General features: G+C 64.0%; 26 protein-coding genes and 1 tRNA gene. 15 read left to right on the top strand and 12 right to left on the bottom strand.

Annotated elements, in window-relative coordinates; all coding sequences use genetic code 11:
* Position 1 precedes the first annotated feature (1 nt).
* The 3 genes from hpf to IC761_RS00530 all read left to right on the top strand — a co-directional run bounded on the left by hpf (position 2) and on the right by IC761_RS00530 (position 2,574).
* Complete coding sequence (gene hpf / locus IC761_RS00540; RefSeq protein WP_195801385.1) at positions 2 to 601, top strand: ribosome hibernation-promoting factor, HPF/YfiA family; 600 nt, start codon at positions 2 to 4, stop codon at positions 599 to 601.
* A gap of 296 nt (positions 602 to 897) precedes the next feature.
* A complete protein-coding gene (gene ptsN, locus IC761_RS00535) occupies positions 898 to 1,359 on the top strand; it encodes a PTS IIA-like nitrogen regulatory protein PtsN (protein WP_063681444.1) in 462 nt (153 codons plus the stop codon).
* Between the two features lie 102 nt (positions 1,360 to 1,461).
* A complete protein-coding gene (locus IC761_RS00530; protein ID WP_195801384.1) occupies positions 1,462 to 2,574 on the top strand; it encodes a tetratricopeptide repeat protein in 1,113 nt (370 codons plus the stop codon).
* A gap of 286 nt (positions 2,575 to 2,860) precedes the next feature.
* Here IC761_RS00530 and IC761_RS00525 read toward each other — a convergent pair whose 3' ends face one another.
* The 8 genes from IC761_RS00525 to IC761_RS00490 form a co-directional block, all read right to left on the bottom strand.
* The gene (locus tag IC761_RS00525) at positions 2,861 to 3,133 is read right to left on the bottom strand and encodes a BQ00720 family protein (protein WP_008141241.1); all 273 of its coding nucleotides are present in this window, start codon (positions 3,131 to 3,133) and stop codon (positions 2,861 to 2,863) included.
* A 51-nt stretch (positions 3,134 to 3,184) separates the two neighbouring features.
* On the bottom strand, positions 3,185 to 3,610 hold the full coding sequence (locus tag IC761_RS00520; RefSeq protein ID WP_195801383.1) for an Hsp20 family protein: 426 nt from the start codon (positions 3,608 to 3,610) through the stop codon (positions 3,185 to 3,187).
* 241 nt (positions 3,611 to 3,851) lie between these two features.
* Entirely contained in the window at positions 3,852 to 4,934 is a 1,083-nt protein-coding gene (locus tag IC761_RS00515; protein ID WP_195801382.1) for a sn-glycerol-3-phosphate import ATP-binding protein UgpC, read from the bottom strand.
* A 6-nt stretch (positions 4,935 to 4,940) separates the two neighbouring features.
* Complete coding sequence (gene ugpE / locus IC761_RS00510) at positions 4,941 to 5,789, bottom strand: sn-glycerol-3-phosphate ABC transporter permease UgpE (RefSeq protein WP_195801381.1); 849 nt, start codon at positions 5,787 to 5,789, stop codon at positions 4,941 to 4,943.
* Complete coding sequence (ugpA, locus tag IC761_RS00505) at positions 5,789 to 6,670, bottom strand: sn-glycerol-3-phosphate ABC transporter permease UgpA (protein WP_195801380.1); 882 nt, start codon at positions 6,668 to 6,670, stop codon at positions 5,789 to 5,791. The genes ugpE and ugpA overlap by 1 nt, the downstream gene beginning before the upstream one ends.
* A 52-nt stretch (positions 6,671 to 6,722) precedes the next feature.
* Positions 6,723 to 8,039, bottom strand: coding sequence for a sn-glycerol-3-phosphate ABC transporter substrate-binding protein UgpB (gene ugpB / locus IC761_RS00500; protein ID WP_195801379.1), 1,317 nt, complete (start codon positions 8,037 to 8,039; stop codon positions 6,723 to 6,725).
* A 355-nt stretch (positions 8,040 to 8,394) separates the two neighbouring features.
* Complete coding sequence (locus tag IC761_RS00495; protein WP_195801378.1) at positions 8,395 to 9,612, bottom strand: CaiB/BaiF CoA transferase family protein; 1,218 nt, start codon at positions 9,610 to 9,612, stop codon at positions 8,395 to 8,397.
* A 175-nt stretch (positions 9,613 to 9,787) separates the two neighbouring features.
* Positions 9,788 to 10,213 carry an organic hydroperoxide resistance protein gene (locus IC761_RS00490; RefSeq protein ID WP_195801377.1) on the bottom strand — a complete coding sequence of 142 codons (426 nt, stop codon included), beginning with the start codon at positions 10,211 to 10,213 and terminating at the stop codon, positions 9,788 to 9,790.
* A 158-nt stretch (positions 10,214 to 10,371) separates the two neighbouring features.
* On the opposite strand from IC761_RS00490, the gene IC761_RS00485 reads away from it, so the two are divergent.
* Positions 10,372 to 10,830, top strand: coding sequence for a MarR family winged helix-turn-helix transcriptional regulator (locus tag IC761_RS00485; protein WP_195801376.1), 459 nt, complete (start codon positions 10,372 to 10,374; stop codon positions 10,828 to 10,830).
* A gap of 63 nt (positions 10,831 to 10,893) precedes the next feature.
* Here IC761_RS00485 and IC761_RS00480 read toward each other — a convergent pair.
* Both IC761_RS00480 and IC761_RS00475 read right to left on the bottom strand, forming a co-directional pair.
* A tRNA-Ala gene (locus IC761_RS00480) sits at positions 10,894 to 10,969 on the bottom strand.
* Between the two features lie 66 nt (positions 10,970 to 11,035).
* Positions 11,036 to 11,443: a TIGR02300 family protein gene (locus IC761_RS00475; RefSeq protein WP_195801375.1), complete on the bottom strand. Its 408-nt coding sequence runs from the start codon at positions 11,441 to 11,443 to the stop codon at positions 11,036 to 11,038.
* Positions 11,444 to 11,604: 161 nt separating this feature from the next.
* Here IC761_RS00475 and aroA point away from each other — a divergent pair, with 161 nt between their 5' ends.
* From aroA to trpB, 8 genes are all read left to right on the top strand, one after another.
* Positions 11,605 to 12,942 (top strand): 3-phosphoshikimate 1-carboxyvinyltransferase, encoded by a 1,338-nt coding sequence (gene aroA, locus IC761_RS00470; protein WP_195801374.1) that lies wholly within the window; start codon positions 11,605 to 11,607, stop codon positions 12,940 to 12,942.
* A complete protein-coding gene (gene cmk, locus IC761_RS00465; protein WP_195801373.1) occupies positions 12,939 to 13,577 on the top strand; it encodes a (d)CMP kinase in 639 nt (212 codons plus the stop codon). The genes aroA and cmk overlap by 4 nt, the downstream gene beginning before the upstream one ends.
* A gap of 267 nt (positions 13,578 to 13,844) precedes the next feature.
* The gene (gene rpsA, locus IC761_RS00460) at positions 13,845 to 15,551 is read left to right on the top strand and encodes a 30S ribosomal protein S1 (protein ID WP_195801372.1); all 1,707 of its coding nucleotides are present in this window, start codon (positions 13,845 to 13,847) and stop codon (positions 15,549 to 15,551) included.
* 351 nt (positions 15,552 to 15,902) lie between these two features.
* The gene (gene sppA, locus IC761_RS00455; RefSeq protein ID WP_195801371.1) at positions 15,903 to 16,883 is read left to right on the top strand and encodes a signal peptide peptidase SppA; all 981 of its coding nucleotides are present in this window, start codon (positions 15,903 to 15,905) and stop codon (positions 16,881 to 16,883) included.
* A 183-nt stretch (positions 16,884 to 17,066) separates the two neighbouring features.
* Entirely contained in the window at positions 17,067 to 17,372 is a 306-nt protein-coding gene (locus tag IC761_RS00450; RefSeq protein ID WP_007598410.1) for an integration host factor subunit beta, read from the top strand.
* Between the two features lie 72 nt (positions 17,373 to 17,444).
* On the top strand, positions 17,445 to 17,837 hold the full coding sequence (locus IC761_RS00445; RefSeq protein ID WP_195801370.1) for a lipopolysaccharide assembly protein LapA domain-containing protein: 393 nt from the start codon (positions 17,445 to 17,447) through the stop codon (positions 17,835 to 17,837).
* 66 nt (positions 17,838 to 17,903) lie between these two features.
* Positions 17,904 to 18,575: a phosphoribosylanthranilate isomerase gene (locus tag IC761_RS00440; RefSeq protein ID WP_195801369.1), complete on the top strand. Its 672-nt coding sequence runs from the start codon at positions 17,904 to 17,906 to the stop codon at positions 18,573 to 18,575.
* Entirely contained in the window at positions 18,572 to 19,789 is a 1,218-nt protein-coding gene (gene trpB / locus IC761_RS00435; RefSeq protein WP_195801368.1) for a tryptophan synthase subunit beta, read from the top strand. The genes IC761_RS00440 and trpB overlap by 4 nt, the downstream gene beginning before the upstream one ends.
* A 79-nt stretch (positions 19,790 to 19,868) precedes the next feature.
* On the opposite strand, the gene IC761_RS36045 is transcribed toward trpB, so the two are convergent.
* On the bottom strand, positions 19,869 to 19,976 hold the full coding sequence (locus IC761_RS36045; RefSeq protein WP_283814483.1) for a DUF559 domain-containing protein: 108 nt from the start codon (positions 19,974 to 19,976) through the stop codon (positions 19,869 to 19,871).
* Positions 19,977 to 19,989: 13 nt separating this feature from the next.
* Entirely contained in the window at positions 19,990 to 20,208 is a 219-nt protein-coding gene (locus IC761_RS36040; protein ID WP_283814482.1) for an endonuclease domain-containing protein, read from the bottom strand.
* Between the two features lie 72 nt (positions 20,209 to 20,280).
* On the opposite strand from IC761_RS36040, the gene trpA reads away from it, so the two are divergent.
* The 3 genes from trpA to IC761_RS00415 all read left to right on the top strand — a co-directional run bounded on the left by trpA (position 20,281) and on the right by IC761_RS00415 (position 23,509).
* Complete coding sequence (gene trpA, locus IC761_RS00425; RefSeq protein ID WP_195801367.1) at positions 20,281 to 21,117, top strand: tryptophan synthase subunit alpha; 837 nt, start codon at positions 20,281 to 20,283, stop codon at positions 21,115 to 21,117.
* 110 nt (positions 21,118 to 21,227) lie between these two features.
* Entirely contained in the window at positions 21,228 to 22,169 is a 942-nt protein-coding gene (accD, locus tag IC761_RS00420; RefSeq protein ID WP_195801366.1) for an acetyl-CoA carboxylase, carboxyltransferase subunit beta, read from the top strand.
* A complete protein-coding gene (locus IC761_RS00415; protein ID WP_195801365.1) occupies positions 22,166 to 23,509 on the top strand; it encodes a bifunctional folylpolyglutamate synthase/dihydrofolate synthase in 1,344 nt (447 codons plus the stop codon). The genes accD and IC761_RS00415 overlap by 4 nt, the downstream gene beginning before the upstream one ends.
* The last annotated feature ends 8 nt before the right edge of the window (positions 23,510 to 23,517 follow it).

Raw genomic sequence — 23,517 nt, 5'->3', positions numbered from 1 at the left:
CATGACTCTCCGCATCTCGGGAAAGAGCGTCAGCGTCGGCGAGGCCTTGCGCGGCCGCGTCGCCGACCGGACCGAAGAGGTCCTGCGAAAATATTTCGACGGCAATTATTCCGGCCACATCACGCTCTCCAAGGATGGCTTCGGCTTCCGCACCGACTGTGCGCTGCATCTTGATTCCGGCATTACGCTGGAGGCCGATTCGAACGCACAGGACGCCTATGCCAGCGCCGACCAGGCCCTGCTGATGATCGAGAAGCGGCTCAAGCGCTACAAGAGCCGGCTCAAGGACCGCTCGGCCCGCAAGGCCCATGTCGCCTCCGCCGCGCTCGCCGCGCTCGACGCCACGAGTTACGTGCTCGAGGCGCCGGGCGAAGGGGAGGACGACGACGAGATCACCGGCTACAGCCCCGTGATCATTGCGGAGGCCACCACCTCGCTAAAGCTGCTCTCGGTCAGCGAAGCCGTCATGGAACTGGACCTCAGCGGGGCGCCCTGCCTGGTATTCCAGCACGGCTCCTCGGGCCGGGTGAACATCATCTACCGCCGGGCCGACGGCAATGTCGGCTGGATCGACCCGCCGGGTGGCAAATCGGGCGGTTAGAGCGTTTTCGAGCGAAGTGGATGCCGGTTCGCGTTAGGAAAACGCGTCAAAACAAGAATCGAGGCCGGGTAAATGACATCCCCGTATCAACCACAGCCCTTAACAATGACCGTGGCAAAGCCGCACGCGGGAGTTGGCACCGGGATTGCGTTGGAGTAGAAGCGCCCCACATCAGGACGCAGCGGGACCTGAGCTAAGTCCGCTTCCTGCTTCACCTTCTTGACGCCGGCCGGGCTCGGTCTGACCGAGCAGGCCAATTCGGAACCTGACGGTTTAATTCACCTCGGAACACTTCCATGCCGATTACCGATCTGGTCGCCCCCGAGGCGATACTTCCGGCATTGAAGGTCAACAGCAAGAAGCAGGCGCTTCAGGAACTCGCGGCCAAGGCCGCCGAGCTGACCGGCCAGAACGAGCGCGCGGTGTTCGAGGTGCTGCTCCAGCGCGAGAAGCTCGGCACCACCGCGGTCGGCTACGGCGTCGCGATTCCCCACGGCAAGCTGCCCAAGCTGGAAAAGATTTTTGGCCTGTTCGCCCGTCTCGATCGCCCGATCGATTTCGAGGCGATGGACGGCCAGCCGGTCGATCTGGTCTTCCTGCTGCTCGCCCCCGAAGGCGCCGGCGCCGATCACCTCAAGGCGCTGGCCCGCATCGCCCGCCTGTTGCGCGACCAGGACATCGCCAAAAAACTCCGCGCCTCGCGCGACGCCCAGGCGATCTATTCGGTGCTCGCCCTGCCGCCGGCGACGGCGGCTTAACTCCCGTTCGAACCCGAGCCGCACCGTCCGCGACTTATGTCGCAGCCGGGGCTGCGATGTCGTCCCCGAGGATTTCCGATTCGATCCGGGGGATTTTGAGGCATGAGTTGCGGTTCGACAGGGCGTGTCTTCGGTCTGCTTTGTGCTCTCGCCATCGCCGTGACGGCATTGGCCCGTGCCGACGATGCCTCGAACGATCGCATCATCGCGGAAACGACCGAAATCATCGCCGCCGACCAGGGCAATGCGGCTGCTTATGAAAAGCGCGGCGAAGCCTGGTTCAACAAGCGCGACAAGGATCATGCCTTCGAGGATTGCAGCGCGGCGATACGGATCGATCCGAATTTCGCGCGGGCCTATCAGTGTCGCGGGCGCACCTATTCCGTGAGAGGCGACCGGGATCTCGCTTTGGCGGATTTCAATGAGGCCATTCGCCTCGATCCCGGCTACGGGCCGGCTTATACCTCTCGCGGCATCGAGCATTTCAACAAGCGCGACTACGATCTGGCGATCACGCATCTCACCGAGGCCATCGAGCGCAATCCCGCGCAAGCCTATCTGGCCCTCGTGATCCGCGGACAATCGTACGCGGCGAAGGACGATTACGACCACGCCATCGCCGACTACGACGAGGCGATGCGCAGCAATCCGGCCGCCGCATGGCCCTACGAGCTGCGCGGACTTGTCCGTCTCGACCAGGATAAGACCGACGAGGCGCTGGACGATTGCAACAAGGCGGTCGGTCTGGAGCCCGGAAGTGCCGGCAGTCATTATTGTCGGGCCATCGCTCTGCTGAGAAAGGACGACATCGACGGTGGAATAAGGGAGCTCGACGAAGTCACCCGGATCAGTCCGGCTTACGTGAAGGCCTACCACATGCGCGCCCCCGCCTGGCGCAAGAAGGGCGATGACCGACGCGCGGTTGCCGATTACAGCGAAGAAATTCGGCTTCAGCCGGGAAATTCGATGGCCTACAGCAATCGCGCCAGCACGTTGCGCGACCTCGGTGAGCACGCAAGCGCGCTCGCCGACTATACAGAAGCGTTGCGGCTTGATCCGAAAAACCAGATCGCCCTGGTCAATCGCGGCCTCCTCTACATGATGATGTCCGACGCCAAGCACGCGCGCGCCGATTTCAACAGCGTGCTCGTACTGCCGCCGGGCGACAAATGGGCCTATGACACGGCGCGCGAAGGGCTTGGTTTTCTGAAATGACGCCTTCGAATGAGCGAGCATCTCCGCTCTCGTGCCCCGGACGCAGCGCAGCGCTTCTTCAGAGGTGCGCTGCAGAGCCGGGGTCCATGCGGCTGACGCTGACCGTGTTGCTTTCCGGGTCCCGGCTCTGCGCTGGAACGCTTTTGCGCGTTGCAGCTTGTCCGGGACACGAGAGTTGCACTCGCAATGACGCCGAACCTTCATCGCATCAAAATAAAAACGGGCACGCCTTCTTGCGTAGGCATGCCCGCTTGAATCTCTATTCGTCGATGCGACGCGCGCGTGTTCAGTGCACGCTCACCGCCTGCAGCTCGTTGCTCCAGGCGTTCGCGACCGCGGCTTCGCGGCTGTCGGTCAGCATGATCGGCGTGCCGTCGGCGGCGTGGAGCGCGAACAGCTTGAGGCCGGGCGCAATCTTGGGCGCTTCGGGAAACAGGCCGGGCACGTCCTCGGAGCGGATCTGCTTCACATAGGCGATGTGACCTTCGCCGAGGTTTGCCAGCGTCTCGGGCGAGACGTTCTTGGCTTCGTATTCGAATACAACGTGACCTTCACTCATGGTCTCGACTCCTTCACAGAAACTAAGCGGTCGAGTCCGCTACTCGTTCCATTATTCGTGCTCATTGATAGCGATTGTCTTAACGATCCTCTCCGGTTCTGGCCGGGCCAGGTCGATCGACAACAACCCGTTCTTCAGATCCGCACCCAGCACCAGCATCCCCTCCGCCAGCACGAAGGTGCGCTGGAAGTGGCGCGCGGCGATGCCGCGATGGATGTATTGCCGGGCCTTGTCGTCCTGCTGCCGCCCACGGATTACGAGCTGGTTTTCCTCAATGGTTACATCGAGTTGGTCGCGGGTGAATCCGGCGACCGCCAGCGTGATGCGCAACCGCTCGGGCTGGCCGTCCGATCCGCTGCACCTCTCGATATTGTACGGAGGGTAGCCGTCGGCGCCTTTGACGACGCGGTCGAGCACGCGCTCGATCTCGTCGAAGCCCAGAAGGAACGGACTGGAAAGCGTGGGAACACGAGACATAGTTTACAAAGTCCTCTCGAAGCGACTTTGGCATTTCAGGGCCCGGAAGCGGCGCCCCTTGGTCAGCAATATGGTCATATCCCCGTGTCGGTTCAAGGACGTAGCGGGGGCCTGTGGATGGCCAATGCCCGCCGTCGCCCAATCCGGACACGGCGTGTCCGGGGCCGATTTATCTAAACGAAAACAGACCCCGTTCTACTGTGCATGGGGTTGTTTTCGACTCTTTGGTCGAAGGGGCCGGTCAGGCCTCGATCCGCGTCCGCCCGTCGCCACTGAACAGATGCAGTTTTGCCCGCACTGCCGCGACACGAATCTTCTCGCCGATGGCCGGAGCCTCGGTTCCGGGAATGCGGACGATGACCTCACCGGGCGGCAGCTCGCCCGGGGTGGCGGCCACGCGCTGCTCGTCCTGCGCGCGCGAGCCGTAAACGAAGGTTTCGGCGCCGACGCGCTCGATGGCTTCGACGGTCAGCGGGAGCGCAACGCCGCCGGCCGGGGTCTGATCGGTGATCACAAAATCTTCCGGGCGGATGCCGAGGATGCCGGCCTCGCCGGCACTGCCGAGCTGCGACTTGATCTCCTCAGTGCGCGTCGACATCAAATTCATCGGCGGGGCGCCGATGAAGGAGGCGACGAAGGTCGTGGCCGGTTTCTCGTAAATCGCCAGCGGATTGCCGACCTGCTCGACCTGGCCGCCATTCATCACCACGAGAACGTCGGCGAGCGTCATCGCCTCCAGCTGATCATGCGTGACGTAGATCGACGTCGTGTTGAGCCGGCGCTGCAATTTGCGGATCTCGACCCGCATCGCGATGCGCAGCTTGGCGTCGAGATTGGAGAGCGGCTCGTCAAATAAAAACACCTTTGGCTGGCGCACGATGGCGCGGCCCATGGCGACGCGCTGACGCTGGCCGCCGGAGAGCTGGCGCGGCTTGCGCTCCAGCATCGGCGCGAGCTCGAGCACGCGGGCGGCTTCCTCGACCCGGGTCTTGACCTCGGCTTCCGCCATGCCACGGTTGCGCAGGCCGTAGGCCATGTTGTTGAACACGCTCATATGCGGATAGAGCGCGTAGTTCTGGAACACCATCGCGATGTCGCGGTCGGCGGGCTCGACCTGGTTGACGATGCGGCCGCCGATGTCGATCTCGCCGCCGGTGACGGTCTCCAGCCCTGCGACCATGCGGAGCAGCGTCGACTTGCCGCAGCCGGAGGGGCCGACCAGCACGCAGAACTGGCCGTCGCCGACATCGACGTTGACGCCCTTGATGGCCTCGAAGCCGCCGGTGTAGGTCTTGCGGACGTTGCGCAGGGTGACGTTGGCCATAACTCTCTATTTCTCCGTCTCGACCAGGCCGCGCACGAACAATTTCTGCATGGCGACGACGACGAACACCGGCGGCAGCATGGCGAGCACGGCGGTCGCCATCACCACCGGCCATTCGGTCAGCGCATCGGTGGTAGTGATCATCTTGCGGATGCCGACCTGGATGGTCTGCATGTCGTCGCGGGTGGTGATCAGGAGCGGCCAGAGATATTGATTCCAGCCGAGGATGAAGAGGATCACGAACAGCGCCGCCATGTTGGTGCGCGAGAGCGGCAACAGTGTATCCCAGAAGAAGCGCAGGGGGCCGGCGCCGTCGATGCGTGACGCTTCAAGCAGCTCATCCGGCACCGTCATGAAGAACTGCCGGAACAGCAGCGTTGCGGTGGCGGACGCGATCAGCGGCAGCGCCAGGCCCGCATAGCTGTCGAGCATGTGCAGATCGGCGACGATCTTGTAGGTCGGATAGATGCGCACCTCGACCGGCAGCATCAGGGTGATGAAGATGATCCAGAAGATCGGCATCCGGAACGGAAAGCGGAAATAGACGATCCCGTAGGCCGAGATGATCGAGATCGCGATCTTGCCGACTGCGATCAGGAGCGCCATCACCAGCGAGTTCAGCATCATGTTGTAGACCGGCTCGCGGGTCGAGCCGCTCGTGCCGACGAAGATGGTCTGGTAGTAGACCTCGAAGAAGTGCCCGCCCGGCAACAGCGACATCTGCCCGTTGGCGATCAGCGCATTGTCCTGGGTCGAGGCGACGATGGCGATGTAGACGGGGAACGCGACGATCGCGATCCCGATCCAGAGGATGATGTGGGCGACGTAGCGTCGAAAGCCCTCTTCTTCGACCATCAGTAGGTCACCTTGCGTTCGACGAAACGGAACTGGATGCCCGTGAGCACGATGACCATGACCATCAGGATCACCGATTGCGCCGCCGAGCTGCCGAGATTGCCGCCGAGCAGGCCGTCGGAATAGACCTTGTAGACCAGCGTCACCGTCGACGTGCCGGGACCGCCGCGCGTCATGGTGTCGATGATGCCGAAAGTGTCGAAGAAGGCATAGACGATGTTGACGACCAGCAGGAAGAAGATGGTCGGCGACAGCAGTGGGAAGGTCACGGTCCAGAACCGCCGCATCGGGCGCGCGCCGTCGATCGCGGCGGCCTCGAACACGCTTTTCGGGATCGCTTGCAGGCCGGCGAGGAAGAACAGGAAATTATAGGAGATCTGCTTCCAGGCAGCCGCCAGGATGATCAGCGCTGCGGCCTGGTCGCCGTTGAGCAGCGGATTCCAGTCGATGCCGGCGCCGCGCAGATAGCGCGCGAGCACGCCCAGCGAAGGATGCAGCATGAAGATCCAGAGCACGCCGACGACGGGCGGGGCGACCGCATAGGGCCAGATCAGCAGCGTGCGGTAGAGCGTCGAGCCGCGCAGCGGCTTGTCGGCCATCACGGCGAGCAGCAGCGCAAAGGACAGCGACGAGACCGCGATCGCGAACGAGAAGAAGAAGGTCCGGATGATGGACGCGAAATAAGCGGGGTCCTTGAACAGCTCGATATAATTGTCGAACCAGACGAAGTTCGAGGAGAGACCGAAGGCGTCCTGGAGCAGGAAGGACTGGATCACCGCCTGCAAGGCCGGCCAATAGAAGAAAATCAGGACGACCGCGAGTTGCGGGGCGACCAGCACGTAGGGCAATAGCTTTGATTGGAAAATGGCTTGCTTTTGCATGATGGGTGGCGCCGGCAGGCCGCTCGTCGTGCGGCCTGCCGTCGCCGTCGCCTTATTTTACGGCGGTCTTTTCGAACTGCCGCAGCATCGCGTTGCCGCGCTCGACAGCCGCATCCAGCGCCTGCTTGGCGGTCTTCTTGCCGGCGAGCGCCTGCTCGATCTCTTCCGACCAGACGTCACGCAGCTGCACCATGTTGCCGAGGCGCAGACCGCGCGAATTCTCGGTCGGCTCCTTGTTGGTCAGCTCGAGCAGCGGGGTCTCGAGATAGGGCTGATCCTTGTAGAAGCCCTCGGCCTTCGCCTTCTCGTAGGCCGCCTTGGTGATCGGCAGATAGCCGGACGCCTTGTGGATGTAGACCTGGCGATCGGTGTCCGAGAGGAAGGTCAGGAATTTTGCGACGCCCTTGTATTCGTCGGCCGACTTGCCGCCCATGACCCAGAGCGAAGCGCCGCCGATGATCGAGTTCTGCGGCGCGCCCTTGACGTCGGGATAGTACGGCATCGGCACGGCGTTGAAGGCGAACTTGGCCTGCGCCTTGACGTTGCCGAAGAAGGCCGACGAGGTCAGGTAGATCGCGCATTCGCCCGAGGTGAAGCGGCCTTCGCCGGTATTGGTGCGGCCGGCATAGTCGTAGGTCTTGTCCTTCTGGAGCTCGACCAGCTTCTCGAGATGCTTGACCTGGAGCGGTCCGTTGAACTCGAGCACGGTGTCGAAGCCGTCGAGACCGTTGGCCTTGCTGGCGAGCGGCACGTTGTGCCAGGCGGAGAGCTGCTCGAGATTGACCCAGGTGATCCAGGAGCCCGAGAAGCCGCAGGTCGGATGACCGTTGTCATGCAGCTTCTTGGCAGCCTCGAACGTCTCGGGCCAGGTCTTCGGGATCTCGACGTTCGCCTTCTTGAGCTCGTCGAGGTTCACCCACATGACGGTCGACGACGAGTTGAAGGGGAAGGACAGCATCTCGCCCTTCGAGGTCGAGTAATAGCCGGTGATCGCGGACAGATAGTTCTTCGGATCGAACTTCTCGCCGGCGTCGGCCATCAGCTTGTAGACCGGCTTCACGGCGCCGGTCGCGGCCATCATGGTCGCGGTGCCGACTTCGAACACCTGCATGATGTGCGGGGCGTTGCCGGCCCGGAAGGCGGCGATGCCCGCGTTCATCGTGTCGGCGTAGTTGCCCTTGTAGGTCGGGATCACCTTGAAATCGCTCTGCGACGCGTTGAAGTCGTTGGCGAGCTTGACGATGACGTCGTTGTTCGCGCCCGTCATCGCGTGCCACCACTGGATCTCAGTGACGGCGAGCGCCGGCGAAGCCGTCATGCCAACCGTGACTGCAAATGCGGCAGCCGCCCCAAAGTGTCGAAGAGCCATCAAGAATACCTCCCTCAGCCGTCAAAAAGATCGCTTGCGCTAGCAGCGCCATATGACGTTCACATGACTGTGTAGGCGGGAGAAACGAAAGCAGCAAGCGCGGCCAAATGGGAAGTCGTCAAATAGGCGAAGGGTGGAGCAGGCAGCCTCCGTTCGCAGTGCACATCCGCGCCCGCGCCGCAGTGCGGCATTGGACGTGTGAGGCTAACAAGCAGGCCGCGGGTTCGAAAACCTCTCCCGCTTGCGGGAGAGGTCGCGCGCAGCGCGGGTGAGGGCTTTATCCTCTGGGGGATTGTCCCGTCGCGGATACCCTCTCCCCAACCCTCTCCCGCAAGCGGGAGAGGGAGTGGGCCAACTAGCGCTTGCGCTCGGGGCCGCAGACAACGCCTTTCTCGACCATCGCGTCGATCTCCGACTTGGAGTAGCCGAACTCGCCCAGCACCTCCTGGGAGTGCTGGCTGAATTTCGGCGGCAGCCGGCGCAGGCTGGGCTTGCTGCGATCGAGCCGGATCGGCGAGGCGACCCCCTTGTACCAATCCTTCTCGATGACATCGCCGCGCGCGATCGTGTGCGGGTTGGTCAACGCCTGGTCGATCTTCTGCACGGGCCCTGCGGGCAGGCCCGCGGCCAGCAGCCGATTGCACAGTGGCTCGGCCTCGTGCTGGCTGAACACGGCGGCAAGCTCGGCGCGCAGCGCATCGCGATTGGCGATGCGGTCCTTGTTGCGGGCAAAGCGCGGGTCGGTGCCGAGCTCGGGCTTGCCGATCTCCTTGGCGAGCTTGCGGAAGGTGCCGTCATTGCCGACGCCGATGAAGATGTTGTCGGTCTTGGTCGGGAAGATCGCATAGGGCACGAGGTTGGGATGCTCGTTGCCGGTCAGGCCCGGCGGCTTGCCATGCATGAAATAATTCGCGGTGTGCGGATGCATGATCGCAAGGCCGGCCTCGTACAGCGTCGTCTCCAGGAACTGGCCCTTGCCGGAGCGCTGCCGCTCCGACAGCGCCATCAGGATGCCGATCGCCGCGTAAAGACCGGTGGTGATGTCGACCAGCGGCACGCCGATCCGCATCGGGCCGCTCTCGGGCGAGCCGGTTGCCGCGATCATGCCGGTCATCGCCTGGATGATGGCGTCATAGCCGGGATTGCCACCGCGCGGGCCGTCGGCGCCGAAGCCGCAGATCCGGCAATGCACCAAGCGCGGGAATTTCCTGCTGAGCACGTCGTTGCCGATGCCCCATTTCTCCAGCGTGCCCGGCTTGAAATTCTCGATCAGGACGTCGGCCGTCTCCAGCATCTTGAGCAGCACGATGCGGCCGCCCTCGGAGGCGAGGTCGAGGCCGATCGAGCGCTTGTTGCGGTTGATGCCGACGAAATAGGCCGCGTCCTCGTCGTGGAAGGGAGGGCCCCAGTCGCGCACCTCGTCGCCGGCGGGCGGCTCGACCTTGATCACGTCGGCGCCGTGGTCGGCAAGGATCTGGGTGCAGTAGGGACCGCCAAGCACGCGCGTGAGATCGATGACGCGCAGTCCGCTCATTGCGCCCGCGGCAGCGTTAGAACTGGCGGCTTCAGTCATGTCTTCGCTTCCCCTGTGTCGAGATTTGATCACAGGCCTAGCGAGGTTTTTTTGCGCCAGCAATGGCTTGTTGCGTGGGGCCGTATGCGACGCCGCGGTGCAATCCCGCAACGTGGCAAATCAAGCAGAAGTGGCCGGCCCGGGATATCCCGGGCCGACCGATCGGCATCGACGATCAGACGACCGTCAAACGAACGTCGACATTGCCGCGCGTCGCATTGGAGTAGGGGCACACCTGATGCGCCTTCTCGACCAGCGTCTCGGCCTCCGCGCGGGCAAGGCCCGGCAGCGAGACGGCGAGATCGATGTCGAGGCCAAAGCCGCCGGCCGAGCGCGGGCCGATACCCACGGTCGAGGTGACGGAGGCGTCGGCCGGGACCTTCGGGCCGCCCTGGGAGGCCACGAACTTCATGGCGCCGATGAAGCAGGCGGCGTAGCCTGCCGCAAACAGCTGTTCGGGATTGTTGCCGGCGCCGCCGCCGCCGCCGAGCTCCTTCGGCGTGGTGAGCTTGACGTCGAGCGCGCCGTCGAGGGTCGCTGCATGGCCGTCACGGCCGCCGGTGGCTTTTGCGCTGGTCTTGTAGAGGACGTTCACGGACATGGTCGTCTCCTCGGGCTTTCCGGGTTGGGGTGCGATCTTTATCGCAAACAATTAGATTGTGCGCAATTTAAATTCGAGCGTCTCACATTTAATTGTTCGCAATTGAATAGGCGGTCGCCAGGTCCCAGAATGACGGGACGAATCGCATGAGAGACAAGATGGCCCGGAAACAAGCGGCGGTGGACCCGCTGCGGCTCGACAATCAAATCTGCTTCGCGGTCTATTCCGCCACGCACGCCTTCAACCGCGTCTACAAGCCGCTCTTGGACCGGCTCGGCCTGACCTATCCGCAATATCTGGTGATGCTGGTGCTGTGGGAGCGCGACGACGTGCCGTTGAAGGACATCGGCGAAAAGCTGTTTCTCGATTCAGGCACGCTGACGCCGTTGCTCAAGCGGCTCGAGGCCGCTCATCTGGTCAGGCGCACGCGCTCGAGCGAGGACGAACGCCAGGTCCTGATCGCGCTGACGCCGCAGGGCCATGCGTTGAAGGAGAGGGCGCGCAGTGTGCCGCAATCGATCCTGGCGGCCTCGGATTGCTCGGTGTCGGAGCTGGTCGCCATGAAAGACGAGATCGTGGCGCTGCGCGACCGGCTCAATGCGGTGATCGGGGAGTAGGGTCAATAGAGCCCGCCTTCGCCCGACCGGGCTTCGGCGCGGCAGCCTTCGCCTCGCGAAGGCTGGTGGAGCCAGGCGGGATCGAACCGCCGACCTCTTGCATGCCATGCAAGCGCTCTCCCAGCTGAGCTATGGCCCCTTAACCATCCGACGCGCCTTGGGCGACGCGTCGGGAGAGACCCAGAACCACAGTTCTGGAATTATCTCAAGTCTCTTCGTCACCGCCGACATCACCAATGATGTCGGTCACGTCCTCATCGCCTTCTTCTTCGTCGGGAATGAAGGTCGAATCATCGTCATCGTCGTCGTCGAGGGTCTCGTCGACCTCGATATCGTCCTCGGATTCGGGGACGACAGCCTTGACCTTGCCGGTGTTCTCTTCGGCATCGGCCTCCTCGAGCGAGACCTCCTCGACCTCCGCCGGCTCCGGCGTGGTGTCGGCGGCCGGCGCGTGCCGGGGTTCGGCGCCGCGGGTCGCACGCGCCGGCGCCACCGGCGCAATCGGCACCACCTCGCCGGTATAGGGCGAGATCACCGGATTCTTGTTGAGATCGTAGAACTTCTTGCCCGTGGTCGGGCAAATACGTTTGGTTCCGAGTTCGGACTTGGCCACGGCAGAGGAATCCTGGGAATGTCTGAAAAGCGGTGCTTCACTTGGCTAGTTGGCGGCCCGCTGTCAATAGCGCATTACGGGAGAAAGACATGCCCGTGACGAGGCTCTGACCATGTGATACCTGCGCGCAACCCCTTGAGGGCTCATCTAAGGACACAATCTTGACCCATTCCGACCAGCCGACGCCGCTTCAGTCGCGCGCAAGCGGTCCCTTGACCGGGAAAGTGCAGGTGCCCGGGGACAAGTCGATCTCCCATCGCGCCCTCATCCTGGGCGCGCTCGCTGTCGGCGAGACCCGGATTTCGGGCCTGCTGGAAGGTGAGGACGTCCTCAACACCGCCAAATCTATGCAGGCGCTGGGCGCGACCGTGGAGCGGACCGGGAACTTCGCCTGGTCCGTGCGCGGGGTCGGCGTGGGTGGCTTTGCCGAGCCTAAGGCGGCGCTCGATTTCGGCAACTCCGGCACCGGGTGCCGGCTGGTCATGGGCGCGGTCGCAGGCTGTCCGATTTCGGCGATTTTCGATGGCGACGCCTCGCTGCGCAGCCGCCCGATGCGCCGGATCCTGGACCCGCTTGAGAAGATGGGAGCCAAGGTCGTCGCGGGTGGCGAGGGCGGCCGGCTGCCGCTGACGGTCCAGGGCGCACGCGACCCGTTGCCGATCACCTACAAGACCCCGGTCGCCTCGGCCCAGATCAAGTCCGCGGTGCTGCTAGCGGGCCTGGCCGCGCCGGGTACCACGACCGTGATCGAGAGCGAGGCCAGCCGCGACCACACCGAGCTGATGCTGAAGCATTTTGGCGCGGACATCATGTCGGTGCAGGAAGGCCAGCATGGCCGCCGCATCACGCTCGTGGGCCAGCCTGAGCTGCACGGCGCCACCGTCGTGGTGCCCGCCGATCCCTCCTCGGCAGCGTTCCCCATCGTTGCGGCGCTGATCGTCGAAGGCTCCGATGTCGTTCTGTCCGATGTCATGACCAACCCGCTACGCACCGGTCTTTTCACGACGTTGCGTGAAATGGGCGCGTCCATCGAGGAAAGCGAAGTCCGCGGCGACGCCGGCGAGCCGATGGCGCAGCTGCGCGTGCGAGCCTCGAAACTGCGCGGCGTCGAAGTGCCGCCGGAGCGCGCGCCCTCGATGATCGACGAATATCTGGTGCTCGCAGTCGCAGCCTCCTTCGCCGAAGGCACAACGATCATGCGCGGCTTGCAGGAGCTGCGGGTCAAGGAATCCGACCGGCTCGAGGCCACGGCCGCCATGCTGCGCGTGAACGGCGTGAAGGTGGAGGTCTCCGGCGATGATCTGATCGTCGAGGGCCGCGGCCATGTCCCCGGCGGCGGTCGCGTCGCCACCCATATGGACCATCGCATCGCGATGTCCGCGCTCGTCATGGGCTGCGCGTCCGATCAGCCGGTGACCGTCGACGACACCGCCTTCATCGCCACCAGTTTCCCGGACTTCATCCCGATGATGCGTTCGCTGGGAGCCGAGTTTTCATGATCATCGCCATCGACGGACCCGCGGCCTCGGGTAAGGGCACGCTCGGCAAGCGCCTCGCCCATCACTACGGCTATCGTCACCTCGATACCGGCGTGATTTATCGTGCGGTCGCCTACGCCCTGATGCAGTCGGGTCATGATCTGCGGGATGAGGCGGCGGCGGTCGCGGCCGCGCTGGAGCTCGATCCCGAAAAGTTCGGCAATCCGGCGCTGAAGACGCAGAAGACCGGCGAGGGCGCCTCCATCGTCTCGGCGATCCCCAGAGTCCGGGAGGTCCTGGTCAATTTCCAGCGGCAATTTGCCGCCGATCCGCCGGGCGCCGTGCTGGACGGCCGGGATATTGGAACCGTGATCTGCCCCGACGCCGACGTGAAGATCTTTGTGGTTGCCGACCCCAAGGTCCGCGCCCGCCGCCGCACCCTTGAGGCGAAATCGCGCGGCGAGGAGGCGGACGAGGCGGCGGTGCTCGCCGACATCATTGCGCGCGACGAACGGGACCAGACCAGGCCGGTTGCGCCTTTAAAACCGGCCGCGGATGCTTACTTGCTAGATAACTCCCAACTGGATATAGAAGGCGGCGTCCGGGCCGCCATCGACATTATCGAGGCCGTCCGAGCGGGCCGGTCGCGGGGTTAAGCCGCAGCCGTCATTGGAGGAAGCGCCCGCTCCCGCTCTTTGAGGTCGATACATCAGGTCCCTGTTTGGGGACCGGTGCGATCCAGGCTCCGGACAAAGATTTCCACGTATCGAACGTGCGGGCCTCAGCCGGCCCGCTTCCGCTGTTCTGGTCCTTCGACCGGAGCAACGAGCGGTCGCTCGAAGGTCTTGCGGACCTTCCGACACTGCACGCCCGATACGCCCAAAAACCCAACGGCCGGCAAGACATCCGCAACTGGAGAACAAATGGCTTCGACTTCCGCTGATACCTATAGCCCGTCGCGCGACGATTTCGCCGCGATGCTCGACGAGTCCTTTGCAGGTGGCAACCTGCAGGAGAGCTCGGTCGTCAAGGGCAAGGTGGTTGCAATTGAAAAGGACATGGCCGTCATCGACGTCGGCCTGAAGACCGAAGGCCGCGTTGCGCTGCGCGAATTTTCCGGCCCCGGCCGTGACAGCGAGATCAAGGTTGGCGACGAGGTGGAAGTGTTCCTCGATCGCATCGAAAACGCCCTCGGCGAAGCCGTGCTGTCGCGCGACAAGGCGCGCCGCGAGGAGAGCTGGGGCAAGCTGGAGAAGGCGTTCCAGAACAACGAGAAGGTCACGGGCGTCATCTTCAACCAGGTCAAGGGTGGCTTCACCGTCGACCTCGACGGCGCCGTCGCCTTCCTGCCGCGCTCGCAGGTCGACATCCGTCCGATCCGCGATGTCGCGCCGCTGATGAACAACGCGCAGCCGTTCCAGATCCTCAAGATGGACCGCCGCCGCGGCAACATCGTCGTCTCCCGCCGCACCGTGCTGGAAGAGACCCGCGCCGAGCAGCGTCAGGAGCTGGTGCAGAACCTCGAAGAGGGTCAGGTGATCGACGGCGTGGTCAAGAACATCACCGATTACGGTGCGTTCGTTGACCTCGGCGGCATCGACGGCCTGCTGCACGTCACCGACATCGCGTGGCGCCGCGTCAACCACCCGACCGAGGTGCTCTCGATCGGCCAGACCGTGAAGGTCAAGATCATCAAGATCAACCACGAGACGCACCGCATCTCGCTGGGCATGAAGCAGCTACTGGACGATCCGTGGCAGGGCATCGAGGCGAAGTACCCGCTGGGTGCGCGCTTCTCGGGCCGCGTCACCAACATCACCGACTACGGTGCGTTCGTCGAGCTCGAGCCGGGCATCGAAGGCCTGATCCACGTCTCCGAGATGTCGTGGACCAAGAAGAACATGCATCCCGGCAAGATCGTGTCGACCTCGCAGGAAGTCGAAGTGCAGGTGCTGGAAGTCGATTCCGTCAAGCGCCGCATCTCGCTCGGCCTCAAGCAGACCATGCGCAACCCGTGGGAGGTCTTCGTCGAAGGTCACCCGACCGGTTCGGTGGTCGAGGGCGAGGTCAAGAACAAGACCGAGTTCGGTCTGTTCCTGGGTCTCGAGGGCGACGTCGATGGCATGGTCCACCTCTCCGACCTCGACTGGAAGCTTCCGGGCGAGCAGGTGATCGACAACTACAAGAAGGGCGACATGGTGAAGGCCGTGGTGCTCGATGTGGACGTCGAGAAGGAGCGCATCTCGCTCGGCATCAAGCAGCTCGAAGGCGACCCCTTCGCCGAGCCGGGCGATGTCAAGAAGGGCGCGGTCGTGACCTGCGAAGTGCTCGAAGTGAAGGAGAGCGGCATCGAGGTGAAGATCGCCGGCACCGACTTCTCGACCTTCATCAAGCGCTCGGAGCTCGCGCGTGACCGCAACGACCAGCGCGCCGAACGCTTTGCCGTCGGCGAGAAGGTCGATGCCCGCGTGATCCAGTTCGACAAGAAGGCCCGCAAGGTCCAGGTGTCGATCAAGGCGCTCGAAGTCGCCGAAGAGAAGGAAGCCATCGCGCAGTACGGCTCCTCCGATTCGGGTGCGACGCTCGGCGACATCCTCGGCACCGCGCTCAAGAACCGCGACAGCAAGTAAGCGAAACGCTTCTTTTCGCTGAGATCAAAGCCCCGGCGCAAGCCGGGGCTTTTTTGTTGCTATCGTCGTCCCGGACAAGCGTAGCGAAGCGGAGCGCCGATCCGGGACCCATACGCCGCAGCAATAGTTTTGCGAAGACTCGGAGTGACCAGCTGCGCCCCACGACCACTCCCTGTGGTTATGGGTCCCGGCCTTCGCCGGGACGACACCTGCGTGTGTGGTGACCTTTCCGGCCGACACAGCAGCAGGCCTTGTTTTCTTCAAATTGCGCCGCAATTGATGTATCCAGACAAGCCGTTGGTCACGTTGTGATGGCACAACGTCGGCGGCCTTTCATTTGGAGATATTCCGATGTCGCTCGATTCGGACATCATCGTCGATCGTCGCAGGATCCGCCGCAAGCTGACCTTCTGGCGCGTCATGGCCGCGCTGATCGCGATCGCGGCGATCGCCGGATTCGCACTGATCGCGACGCCCGGCGCGCCCGGCACCTTTGTCTCCGCGGGCTCGATCGCGCGGGTGCAGATCGATGGCCTGATCCGCAGCGATTCCGATCGCACGCGGGCGCTGGAGCTGTTGGAGGATTCGCAGGCCGCGGCCGTCATCGTCCACATCAACTCGCCGGGCGGCACCACCGCCGGCTCCGAGCAGCTCTACGATTCCTTGACGCGTTTGAAGGCGAAGAAGCCGCTGGTCGTCGTGGTCGAAGGCCTCGCCGCGTCCGGCGGCTACATCACCGCGATCGCGAGCGACCACATCATCGCCCAGCAAAGCTCGCTGGTCGGCTCGATCGGCGTGTTGTTCCAGTTTCCGAACTTTGCGGAGCTGTTGAAGACCGTCGGCGTCAAGGTCGAGGAGGTGAAGTCCACCCCGCTCAAGGCCGCGCCCAACGGCTTTGAGCCGACCAGCCCGGAAGCGCGCGCAGCACTCGATGCGCTGGTGAAGGATTCCTATGCCTGGTTCAAGGATCTGGTGAAGCAGCGCCGTGGCATGGATGACACGCAGCTCGAAAAAGTCGTCGATGGCCGCGTCTTCACCGGACGCCAGGCGATCGATCTCAAGCTGATCGACCAGCTCGGCGACGAGAAGACCGCCGTGACCTGGCTCGAAGAGCAGAAGGGTGTCAAGAAGGGTCTTAACGTGCGCGACTACAAGCTCGAGCCCCGCTTCAGTGATTTGCCGTTCCTCAAGACGGCTGCCTCCGTGACGCTGGAAGCGCTTGGTTTAGGCTCGATTGCGCATCAAATCGCGCAAACAGGTGTTGTGCAGGCGGTCGATCGCGCCGGGATGGATGGAATGCTGGCCTTGTGGCAGCCCGCCGCGTCGAATTGACCGGGAAACAGCGGGAACAACGCGAGGTCGGGACCTTTTTCCCGTCTCGCGGGTGGCGGGGCGGCACGCTTTTCCGGCATTTGTCACGCATTTTCACGACGCGCAACCTTCATTTAGCGTCTTGACAGATCACGGTATTTTCACGGAAATGGTCATCCGCACGCTTCCGGGTCCTATCTCTCGATGATCAAATCCGAACTTGTTCAGCGTATCGCCGAGCACAACCCGCATCTTTACCAGCGGGATGTCGAGAACATTGTGAATGCGATTCTCGAAGAGATCGTCGCAGCGCTCGCGCGCGGTGACCGCGTCGAGTTGCGCGGCTTCGGTGCCTTCTCGGTCAAGCATCGCCCTGCACGCGCCGGCCGCAATCCGCGCACCGGCGCCCATGTCCCTGTCGACCAGAAGAGCGTTCCGTTCTTCAAGACCGGCAAGGAAATGCGCGAGCGGCTCAACCGCGACCATCCGGATCCGGGTGCGCCGGACTGAGGCTGTCGTCCGGGCTTGGACGAACGGCCGTTTGATGCGGCCGCAGGCTTGATTCAAGGCGAGCGATACGCGATGCGAAAGTTTCTGACCTGGCTGTTCGTGATTCCGCTGGCCCTGCTCCTGGTGACCTTCGCCGCCGCCAACCGGCATGACGTCACCGTCTCCTTCGATCCCTTCATGGCGCGGGATCCGGCGTTGTCGCGTGACGTGCCGCTGTTCCTGCTGCTGATCCTGGTAGCTGCATTGGGTGTCTTGGTCGGCGGCTGTGCCGTCTGGTTCGGCCAGCGGCACTGGCGGCGCGCCGCGCGCCGGCATGAGGCCGATGCACGGGCGGCGAGGGGCGAATTAGCCGGCCTGCGGGCCCAGACGACCCCGGCAAAGCCCGAGCTCCAGCGTCTCCCGGTACCCTCCGGGGTGGGCCTTTACGGGGCCATCGGGCGAGACAAGCAGCGCGCGACGTTGTAGAAGCGGCCGCAACCGAAAGCCCTGTTTTCCGGCCGCGGACCCGCGGCCTTCACCTGCTTTGAGACCATGTCCCTGCTCGTCAAGATCTGCGGCCTGTCCACGCGTGAGACGCTCGAAACGGCGCTCGACGCGGGCGCCGACATGGTCGGGTTCGTGTTCTTTCCGCCGTCGCCGCGGCATCTATCGCTGGAGACCGGGCGCGACCTCGGCCGTCAGGTGAAGCGGCGCGCGCTCAAGGTCGCGCTCACCGTCGATGCCGACGACGCCACGCTCGACAACATCATGGACGCGCTGTCGCCGGATATCTTCCAGCTCCACGGCAAGGAGAGCGTGGCGCGGCTGCGCGACATCAAGCAGAAGTTCGGCCGCCCCGTGATGAAGGCGGTGCCGGTCGCAACATCAGCCGACCTCGCCGTGCTGCCCGGCTACGCCGCGGTCGCCGACCGCATCCTGTTCGACGCACGGGCGCCGAAGGACGCGACCCGCCCTGGCGGCCTGGGCGCGCCTTTCGACTGGCACCTGCTGGAAAATCTCGATCTGAAGCTGCCGTACATGGTCTCGGGCGGGCTTCATGCGGACAACGTCGCGGAAGCCCTTCGCGTCACCCGCGCCGGCGGCGTCGACGTCTCCTCCGGGGTCGAAAGCGCCCCAGGCGTCAAGGACCCGGAGCTGATCAAGGCCTTCATCCGCGCCGCGCGCGCAAGCCAAGATGCAAGTCAAGAGTTGAGCGTTCGATGAACATCGCCAAACCAAATTCCTACCGCAGCGGCCCAGACGAGCGCGGCCATTTCGGCATCTTCGGCGGCCGCTTCGTCGCCGAAACCCTGATGCCGCTGATCCTCGATCTTGAGAAGGCCTACACCGCGGCCAAGGCCGATCCGGCGTTCCAGGCCGAGATGAGCGGCTATCTCAAGAACTATGTCGGCCGTCCCTCGCCGCTCTACTTCGCCGAGCGTCTGACCGAGCATCTCGGCGGCGCAAAGATCTACCTGAAGCGCGAAGAGCTCAACCACACCGGCTCGCACAAGGTGAACAATGTGCTCGGCCAGATCATGCTGGCGCGGCGCATGGGCAAGAAGCGCATCATCGCCGAGACCGGCGCCGGCCAGCACGGCGTCGCCACCGCGACGCTGTGCGCGCGCTTCGGTCTCGACTGCGTGGTCTATATGGGCGCCGTCGACGTCGAGCGGCAGCAGCCCAACGTGATCCGCATGGAGATGCTGGGCGCAAAGGTGCATCCAGTGCAGTCCGGCACGCGCACGCTGAAGGACGCCATGAACGAGGCGCTGCGCGACTGGGTCACCAACGTGCACGACACCTTCTACTGCATCGGCACGGTGGCGGGCCCGCATCCCTATCCGACCCTGGTGCGCGACTTTCAGTCGATCATCGGCAACGAGACCAAGGCGCAGATGCAGGAGGTCGAAGGGCGGCTACCGGATTCGCTAGTCGCCTGCATCGGCGGCGGCTCGAATGCGATGGGCCTGTTCCATCCCTTCCTCGATGATTCCAGCGTCGAAATCTATGGTGTCGAAGCCGCGGGCCATGGTTTGACGCAGCTGCATGCGGCTTCGATTGCCGGCGGCCGTCCCGGCGTGCTGCACGGCAACCGCACCTATCTCTTGATGGACGCGGACGGCCAGATCCAGGATGCGCATTCGATCTCGGCCGGCCTCGATTATCCCGGCATCGGCCCCGAGCATTCCTGGCTGCACGAGATCGGCCGCGTCAATTACCTCTCCGCGACCGATGACGAGGCGCTCGCCGCGTTCCAGCTGCTGTCGAAGCTCGAAGGCATCATCCCCGCGCTCGAGCCCGCGCACGCCATCGCCAAGGTGATGGAGCTCGCGCCGAAACGGCCGAAAGACCATCTGATGGTCGTCAATCTCTCCGGCCGCGGCGACAAGGACGTCCCCCAGGTCGGCGACATCCTGAAGGGCAAGAGCAAGTGAAGCGGGTGTCGCGCTCTCCTCACCTCTCCCCACCGGGGAGAGGTCGGCTGCGAAGCAGCCGGGTGATGGGTCTTTCCGTTCACTCGAACCGCAGTGATGTTTCGATAAGCTCGAGGACACCTTCGAGATTCTCATACACATCCGTGTTCGAGACGCGAAGAACGAAGAAGCCGCAGGATTCGAGCACCTCGGTTCGCGCCTTATCGCGTTCGACCTGGTTTGGCGTGCGTCACGCCATCGACCTCGACGATCAGCTTTCCGTCCAGCGTCACGAAATCCACGATGTATCGGTCGACCGGGTGCTGGCGACGAAACTTCCAGCGCGCGAGCTGCCGGTTGCGCAGGGCTTGCCAAAGCTTTGCTTCGGCGCTCGTCTGCGACTCGCGAAGTCTTCGCGCTCTCGACTTGAACCTTTCCATCCCCCTCACCCGGCTGCTTCGCAGCCGACCTCTCCCCAGAGGGGAGAGGTATAGCACAGCGGCCGCGAAATCATGACCACGCGTATCGACACCCGTTTTGCCGAGCTGAAAAAACAAGGCCGCGCGGCCTTTGTCACCTATGTGATGGCCGGCGATCCCGATCTCACGACGTCGCTCAATATCGTCAAGGCGCTGCCCAAGGCAGGCGCCGAAATCATCGAGCTCGGCATTCCCTTCACCGATCCGATGGCGGATGGTCCCTCGATTCAGGCTGCAGGCCTACGCGCGCTCAAGGGTGGCATGACCTTGAAGAAGACGCTGGAACTGGTGAGCGGTTTCCGCAAGGACGACAATTTCACGCCGCTGGTGCTGATGGGCTACTACAATCCGATCTACATTTACGGCGTCGACAAGTTCTTGGCTGATGCCAAGGCTGCCGGTGTTGACGGCCTCATCATCGTCGATCTGCCGCCGGAGGAAGACGACGAGCTCTGTATTCCAGCGCTGAAGGCGGGCCTGAACTTCATTCGCCTCGCGACCCCGACCACCGACGACAAACGCCTGCCCGCGGTGCTCGCGAACACATCGGGCTTTGTCTATTACGTCTCTATCGCCGGCATTACCGGTGCAGCGGCGGCGGACTCGAATGCTGTCGGTCAAGCTGTCGCGCGCATCAAGCAGCATACCAAGCTGCCGATCTGCGTCGGCTTCGGCATCCGCACGCCGGAGAATGCGCGCGCCATCGCCTCCCATGCCGATGGCGCGGTGGTCGGCACTGCGCTGGTCGACGCGCTCAAGAACAGCCTCGATGCGGACGGCCGCGCCACCGCCAAAACCGTTAACGCCGTCGCCGAGCTGACCGCGGCCCTGGCCCAGGGCGTCAAGGGCGCGAAGCAGGCGGCCGAATAGGCCATAATTCCGCTTTCAGGGCGGGCGACACGGCGGCTTGCCGGGCAGAGGCCCGGCCGCCATATAGTCCTTCAGGCGATTCCCAGCGGGGTCGCACATCGGAGCAAACCATGAACTGGCTTACCAATGTGGTCCGGCCGAAGATCCGCAACATGCTGCGGCGGGAGACGCCGGAGAATCTGTGGATCAAGTGTCCGGATTCCGGGCAGCTCGTGTTCTACAAGGACGTCGAGGCTAACCAGTTCGTCATCCCCGGCTCGAACTATCACATGCGCATGGGCGCAGTCGCCCGGCTGAAGTCGATCTTCGACAACGAGACCTGGTTCGATGTCGCGCTGCCCGACGTCACGCCCGATCCGCTGAAATTCCGTGACGAAAAGAAATACGCTGACCGCATCAAGGATGCGCGGGCGCGCACCAATCTGAACGACGCGATCAAGGTCGGCTACGGCAAGCTCGAAGGCGCCGGCGTCGTCATCGCCGTGCAGGATTTCGATTTCATGGGTGGCTCGCTCGGCATGGCCGCAGGCGAAGCCATCGTGCGCGGGCTCGAGCTCGCGGTCGAGAAGAAGTCGCCTTTCATCGTGTTCGCGGCCTCCGGCGGCGCGCGCATGCAGGAAGGCATCTTGTCGCTGATGCAGATGCCGCGCACCACGGTCGCGGTGCAGATGCTGCGCGAGGCAAAACAGCCCTATATCGTCGTGCTGACCAACCCCACCACCGGCGGCGTCACCGCATCCTATGCGATGCTCGGCGACGTGCAGATCGCCGAGCCCGGCGCGCTCATTGGTTTTGCCGGCGCGCGCGTGATCGAGCAGACCATTCGCGAAAAGCTGCCCGAGGGTTTTCAGCGTGCCGAGTATCTGAAAGAGCACGGCATGGTCGACATGGTCGTGCATCGCCATGAACTGCGCCCGACGCTGGCGCGGCTGTGCCGCCTGCTCACCAAGGCGCCGGCGCTTGATGGTGCCTCGAAATCGGTCCAGCCGGTGACGACCTCGGCGCAGATCGTATCGGCTCCCGAGACGGCGCCGGCTGCGCCCCACGCGTGAACGCCTCCGCTGACAGCGCAAAGCCGTCGCTCGATGATGTGATCGGGCGGCTGTCGGCCCTGCATCAGAAACGCATCGATCTCGGGCTTGAGCGGATGCATCGCCTGCTCGAGGGGCTCGGCCATCCCGAACGCAAATTGCCGCCCGTGATCCACGTCGCCGGCACCAATGGCAAGGGCTCGACGGTCGCCTATCTGCGCGCGACGCTGGAGGCCGCGGGCCTGCGCGTGCATGTCTACACCTCGCCGTATCTCGTCCGCATCAACGAATGCTTCCGACTCGGCCGCGTCGGTGGCGGCGTGCTGGTCTCCGACGACGAATTGCGCGCGGTGCTGGAACAGGTCGAGCGCGTCAATGCCGGCGAGCCTGCGACCGTGTTCGAGCTCAAGACGGCGGCCGCCTTCCACCTGTTCGCACAAAATCCCGCCGACGCGGTGCTGCTCGAAGTCGGCCTCGGCGGCCGGCTCGATTCGACCAATGTGGTCGATCAGCCGGCGGCCTGCGTGATCACGCCGGTCAGCATGGATCACATGGATTTCCTCGGAGATACGCTGACGTCGATTGCCGGCGAGAAGGCCGCGATCATCAAGCGAGGCGTGCCCGTGATCTCGGCCGAGCAGACGCCGGAGGCGATGGCGGTGATCGAGGCGCAGGCCAAGTGCATGCGCGCGCCGCTGTTTGCCGCGAACGAAAGCTGGCACGTCAATGTCGAGCACGGGCGCCTCGTCTATTCCGACGAGCGCGGCCTGATGGATCTTGCGGCGCCGCGCCTGTTCGGCCGTCATCAGTTCGACAATGCCGGCCTCGCGATCGCGACGCTGCGCGCCATCTCCACCTTCAAGGTCAATCACGCGGCGTTCGAGGCCGGCATCCTCAGTGCCGAATGGCCGGCGCGGATGCAGCGCATCACTTCGGGCGAGCTGCTCTCGTGGGGACCGCAGGGCAGCGAGATCTGGCTCGATGGCGGTCACAATGCCGAGGGCGGCCGCGTCGCAGCCGCTGCGCTCGGCGATCTCGAGGAGCGGGTGTCGCGGCCGCTGGTCGTCATCGCCGGCATGATGGCCAACAAGGACGCGCAGGCCTTCCTCGCCAATTTCGCCGGGCTCACGCGCCACATCATCGCGGTGTCGATTCCGGACACCGAGAACGCGATGCCGGTCGATCGCCTGGCCGATGCCGTGCGCAGCCTCGGCATGCGCGTCGAGATCGCGCCCGGAATCGAGGCGGCGCTGCGCGCGCTGTCGAAACTCGCCTACGAAGTGCCGCCGCGCATTTTGATTACCGGCTCGCTCTATCTCGCCGGGCATGTGCTCGGCATCAACGGCACACCTCCTGCATAGAGGTTACC

The sequence above is a fragment of the Bradyrhizobium commune genome (assembly GCF_015624505.1).
Taxonomy (GTDB): Bacteria; Pseudomonadota; Alphaproteobacteria; order Rhizobiales; family Xanthobacteraceae; genus Bradyrhizobium; species Bradyrhizobium commune.
This window is presented reverse-complemented; position numbering and strand designations above follow the sequence as displayed.

Bases quoted from the DNA above. Each gene is read 5' to 3' on its own strand.
- hpf (WP_195801385.1), top strand. From the start codon at position 2: ATGACTCTCCGCATCTCGGGAAAGAGCGTCAGCGTCGGCGAGGCCTTG.
- ptsN (WP_063681444.1), top strand. From the start codon at position 898: ATGCCGATTACCGATCTGGTCGCCCCCGAGGCGATACTTCCGGCATTG.
- IC761_RS00530 (WP_195801384.1), top strand. From the start codon at position 1,462: ATGAGTTGCGGTTCGACAGGGCGTGTCTTCGGTCTGCTTTGTGCTCTC.
- IC761_RS00525 (WP_008141241.1), bottom strand. From the start codon at position 3,133: ATGAGTGAAGGTCACGTTGTATTCGAATACGAAGCCAAGAACGTCTCG.
- IC761_RS00520 (WP_195801383.1), bottom strand. From the start codon at position 3,610: ATGTCTCGTGTTCCCACGCTTTCCAGTCCGTTCCTTCTGGGCTTCGAC.
- IC761_RS00515 (WP_195801382.1), bottom strand. From the start codon at position 4,934: ATGGCCAACGTCACCCTGCGCAACGTCCGCAAGACCTACACCGGCGGC.
- ugpE (WP_195801381.1), bottom strand. From the start codon at position 5,789: ATGGTCGAAGAAGAGGGCTTTCGACGCTACGTCGCCCACATCATCCTC.
- ugpA (WP_195801380.1), bottom strand. From the start codon at position 6,670: ATGCAAAAGCAAGCCATTTTCCAATCAAAGCTATTGCCCTACGTGCTG.
- ugpB (WP_195801379.1), bottom strand. From the start codon at position 8,039: ATGGCTCTTCGACACTTTGGGGCGGCTGCCGCATTTGCAGTCACGGTT.
- IC761_RS00495 (WP_195801378.1), bottom strand. From the start codon at position 9,612: ATGACTGAAGCCGCCAGTTCTAACGCTGCCGCGGGCGCAATGAGCGGA.
- IC761_RS00490 (WP_195801377.1), bottom strand. From the start codon at position 10,213: ATGTCCGTGAACGTCCTCTACAAGACCAGCGCAAAAGCCACCGGCGGC.
- IC761_RS00485 (WP_195801376.1), top strand. From the start codon at position 10,372: ATGGCCCGGAAACAAGCGGCGGTGGACCCGCTGCGGCTCGACAATCAA.
- cmk (WP_195801373.1), top strand. From the start codon at position 12,939: ATGATCATCGCCATCGACGGACCCGCGGCCTCGGGTAAGGGCACGCTC.
- rpsA (WP_195801372.1), top strand. From the start codon at position 13,845: ATGGCTTCGACTTCCGCTGATACCTATAGCCCGTCGCGCGACGATTTC.
- sppA (WP_195801371.1), top strand. From the start codon at position 15,903: ATGTCGCTCGATTCGGACATCATCGTCGATCGTCGCAGGATCCGCCGC.
- IC761_RS00450 (WP_007598410.1), top strand. From the start codon at position 17,067: ATGATCAAATCCGAACTTGTTCAGCGTATCGCCGAGCACAACCCGCAT.
- IC761_RS00445 (WP_195801370.1), top strand. From the start codon at position 17,445: ATGCGAAAGTTTCTGACCTGGCTGTTCGTGATTCCGCTGGCCCTGCTC.
- IC761_RS00440 (WP_195801369.1), top strand. From the start codon at position 17,904: ATGTCCCTGCTCGTCAAGATCTGCGGCCTGTCCACGCGTGAGACGCTC.
- trpB (WP_195801368.1), top strand. From the start codon at position 18,572: ATGAACATCGCCAAACCAAATTCCTACCGCAGCGGCCCAGACGAGCGC.
- IC761_RS36040 (WP_283814482.1), bottom strand. From the start codon at position 20,208: ATGGAAAGGTTCAAGTCGAGAGCGCGAAGACTTCGCGAGTCGCAGACG.
- trpA (WP_195801367.1), top strand. From the start codon at position 20,281: ATGACCACGCGTATCGACACCCGTTTTGCCGAGCTGAAAAAACAAGGC.
- accD (WP_195801366.1), top strand. From the start codon at position 21,228: ATGAACTGGCTTACCAATGTGGTCCGGCCGAAGATCCGCAACATGCTG.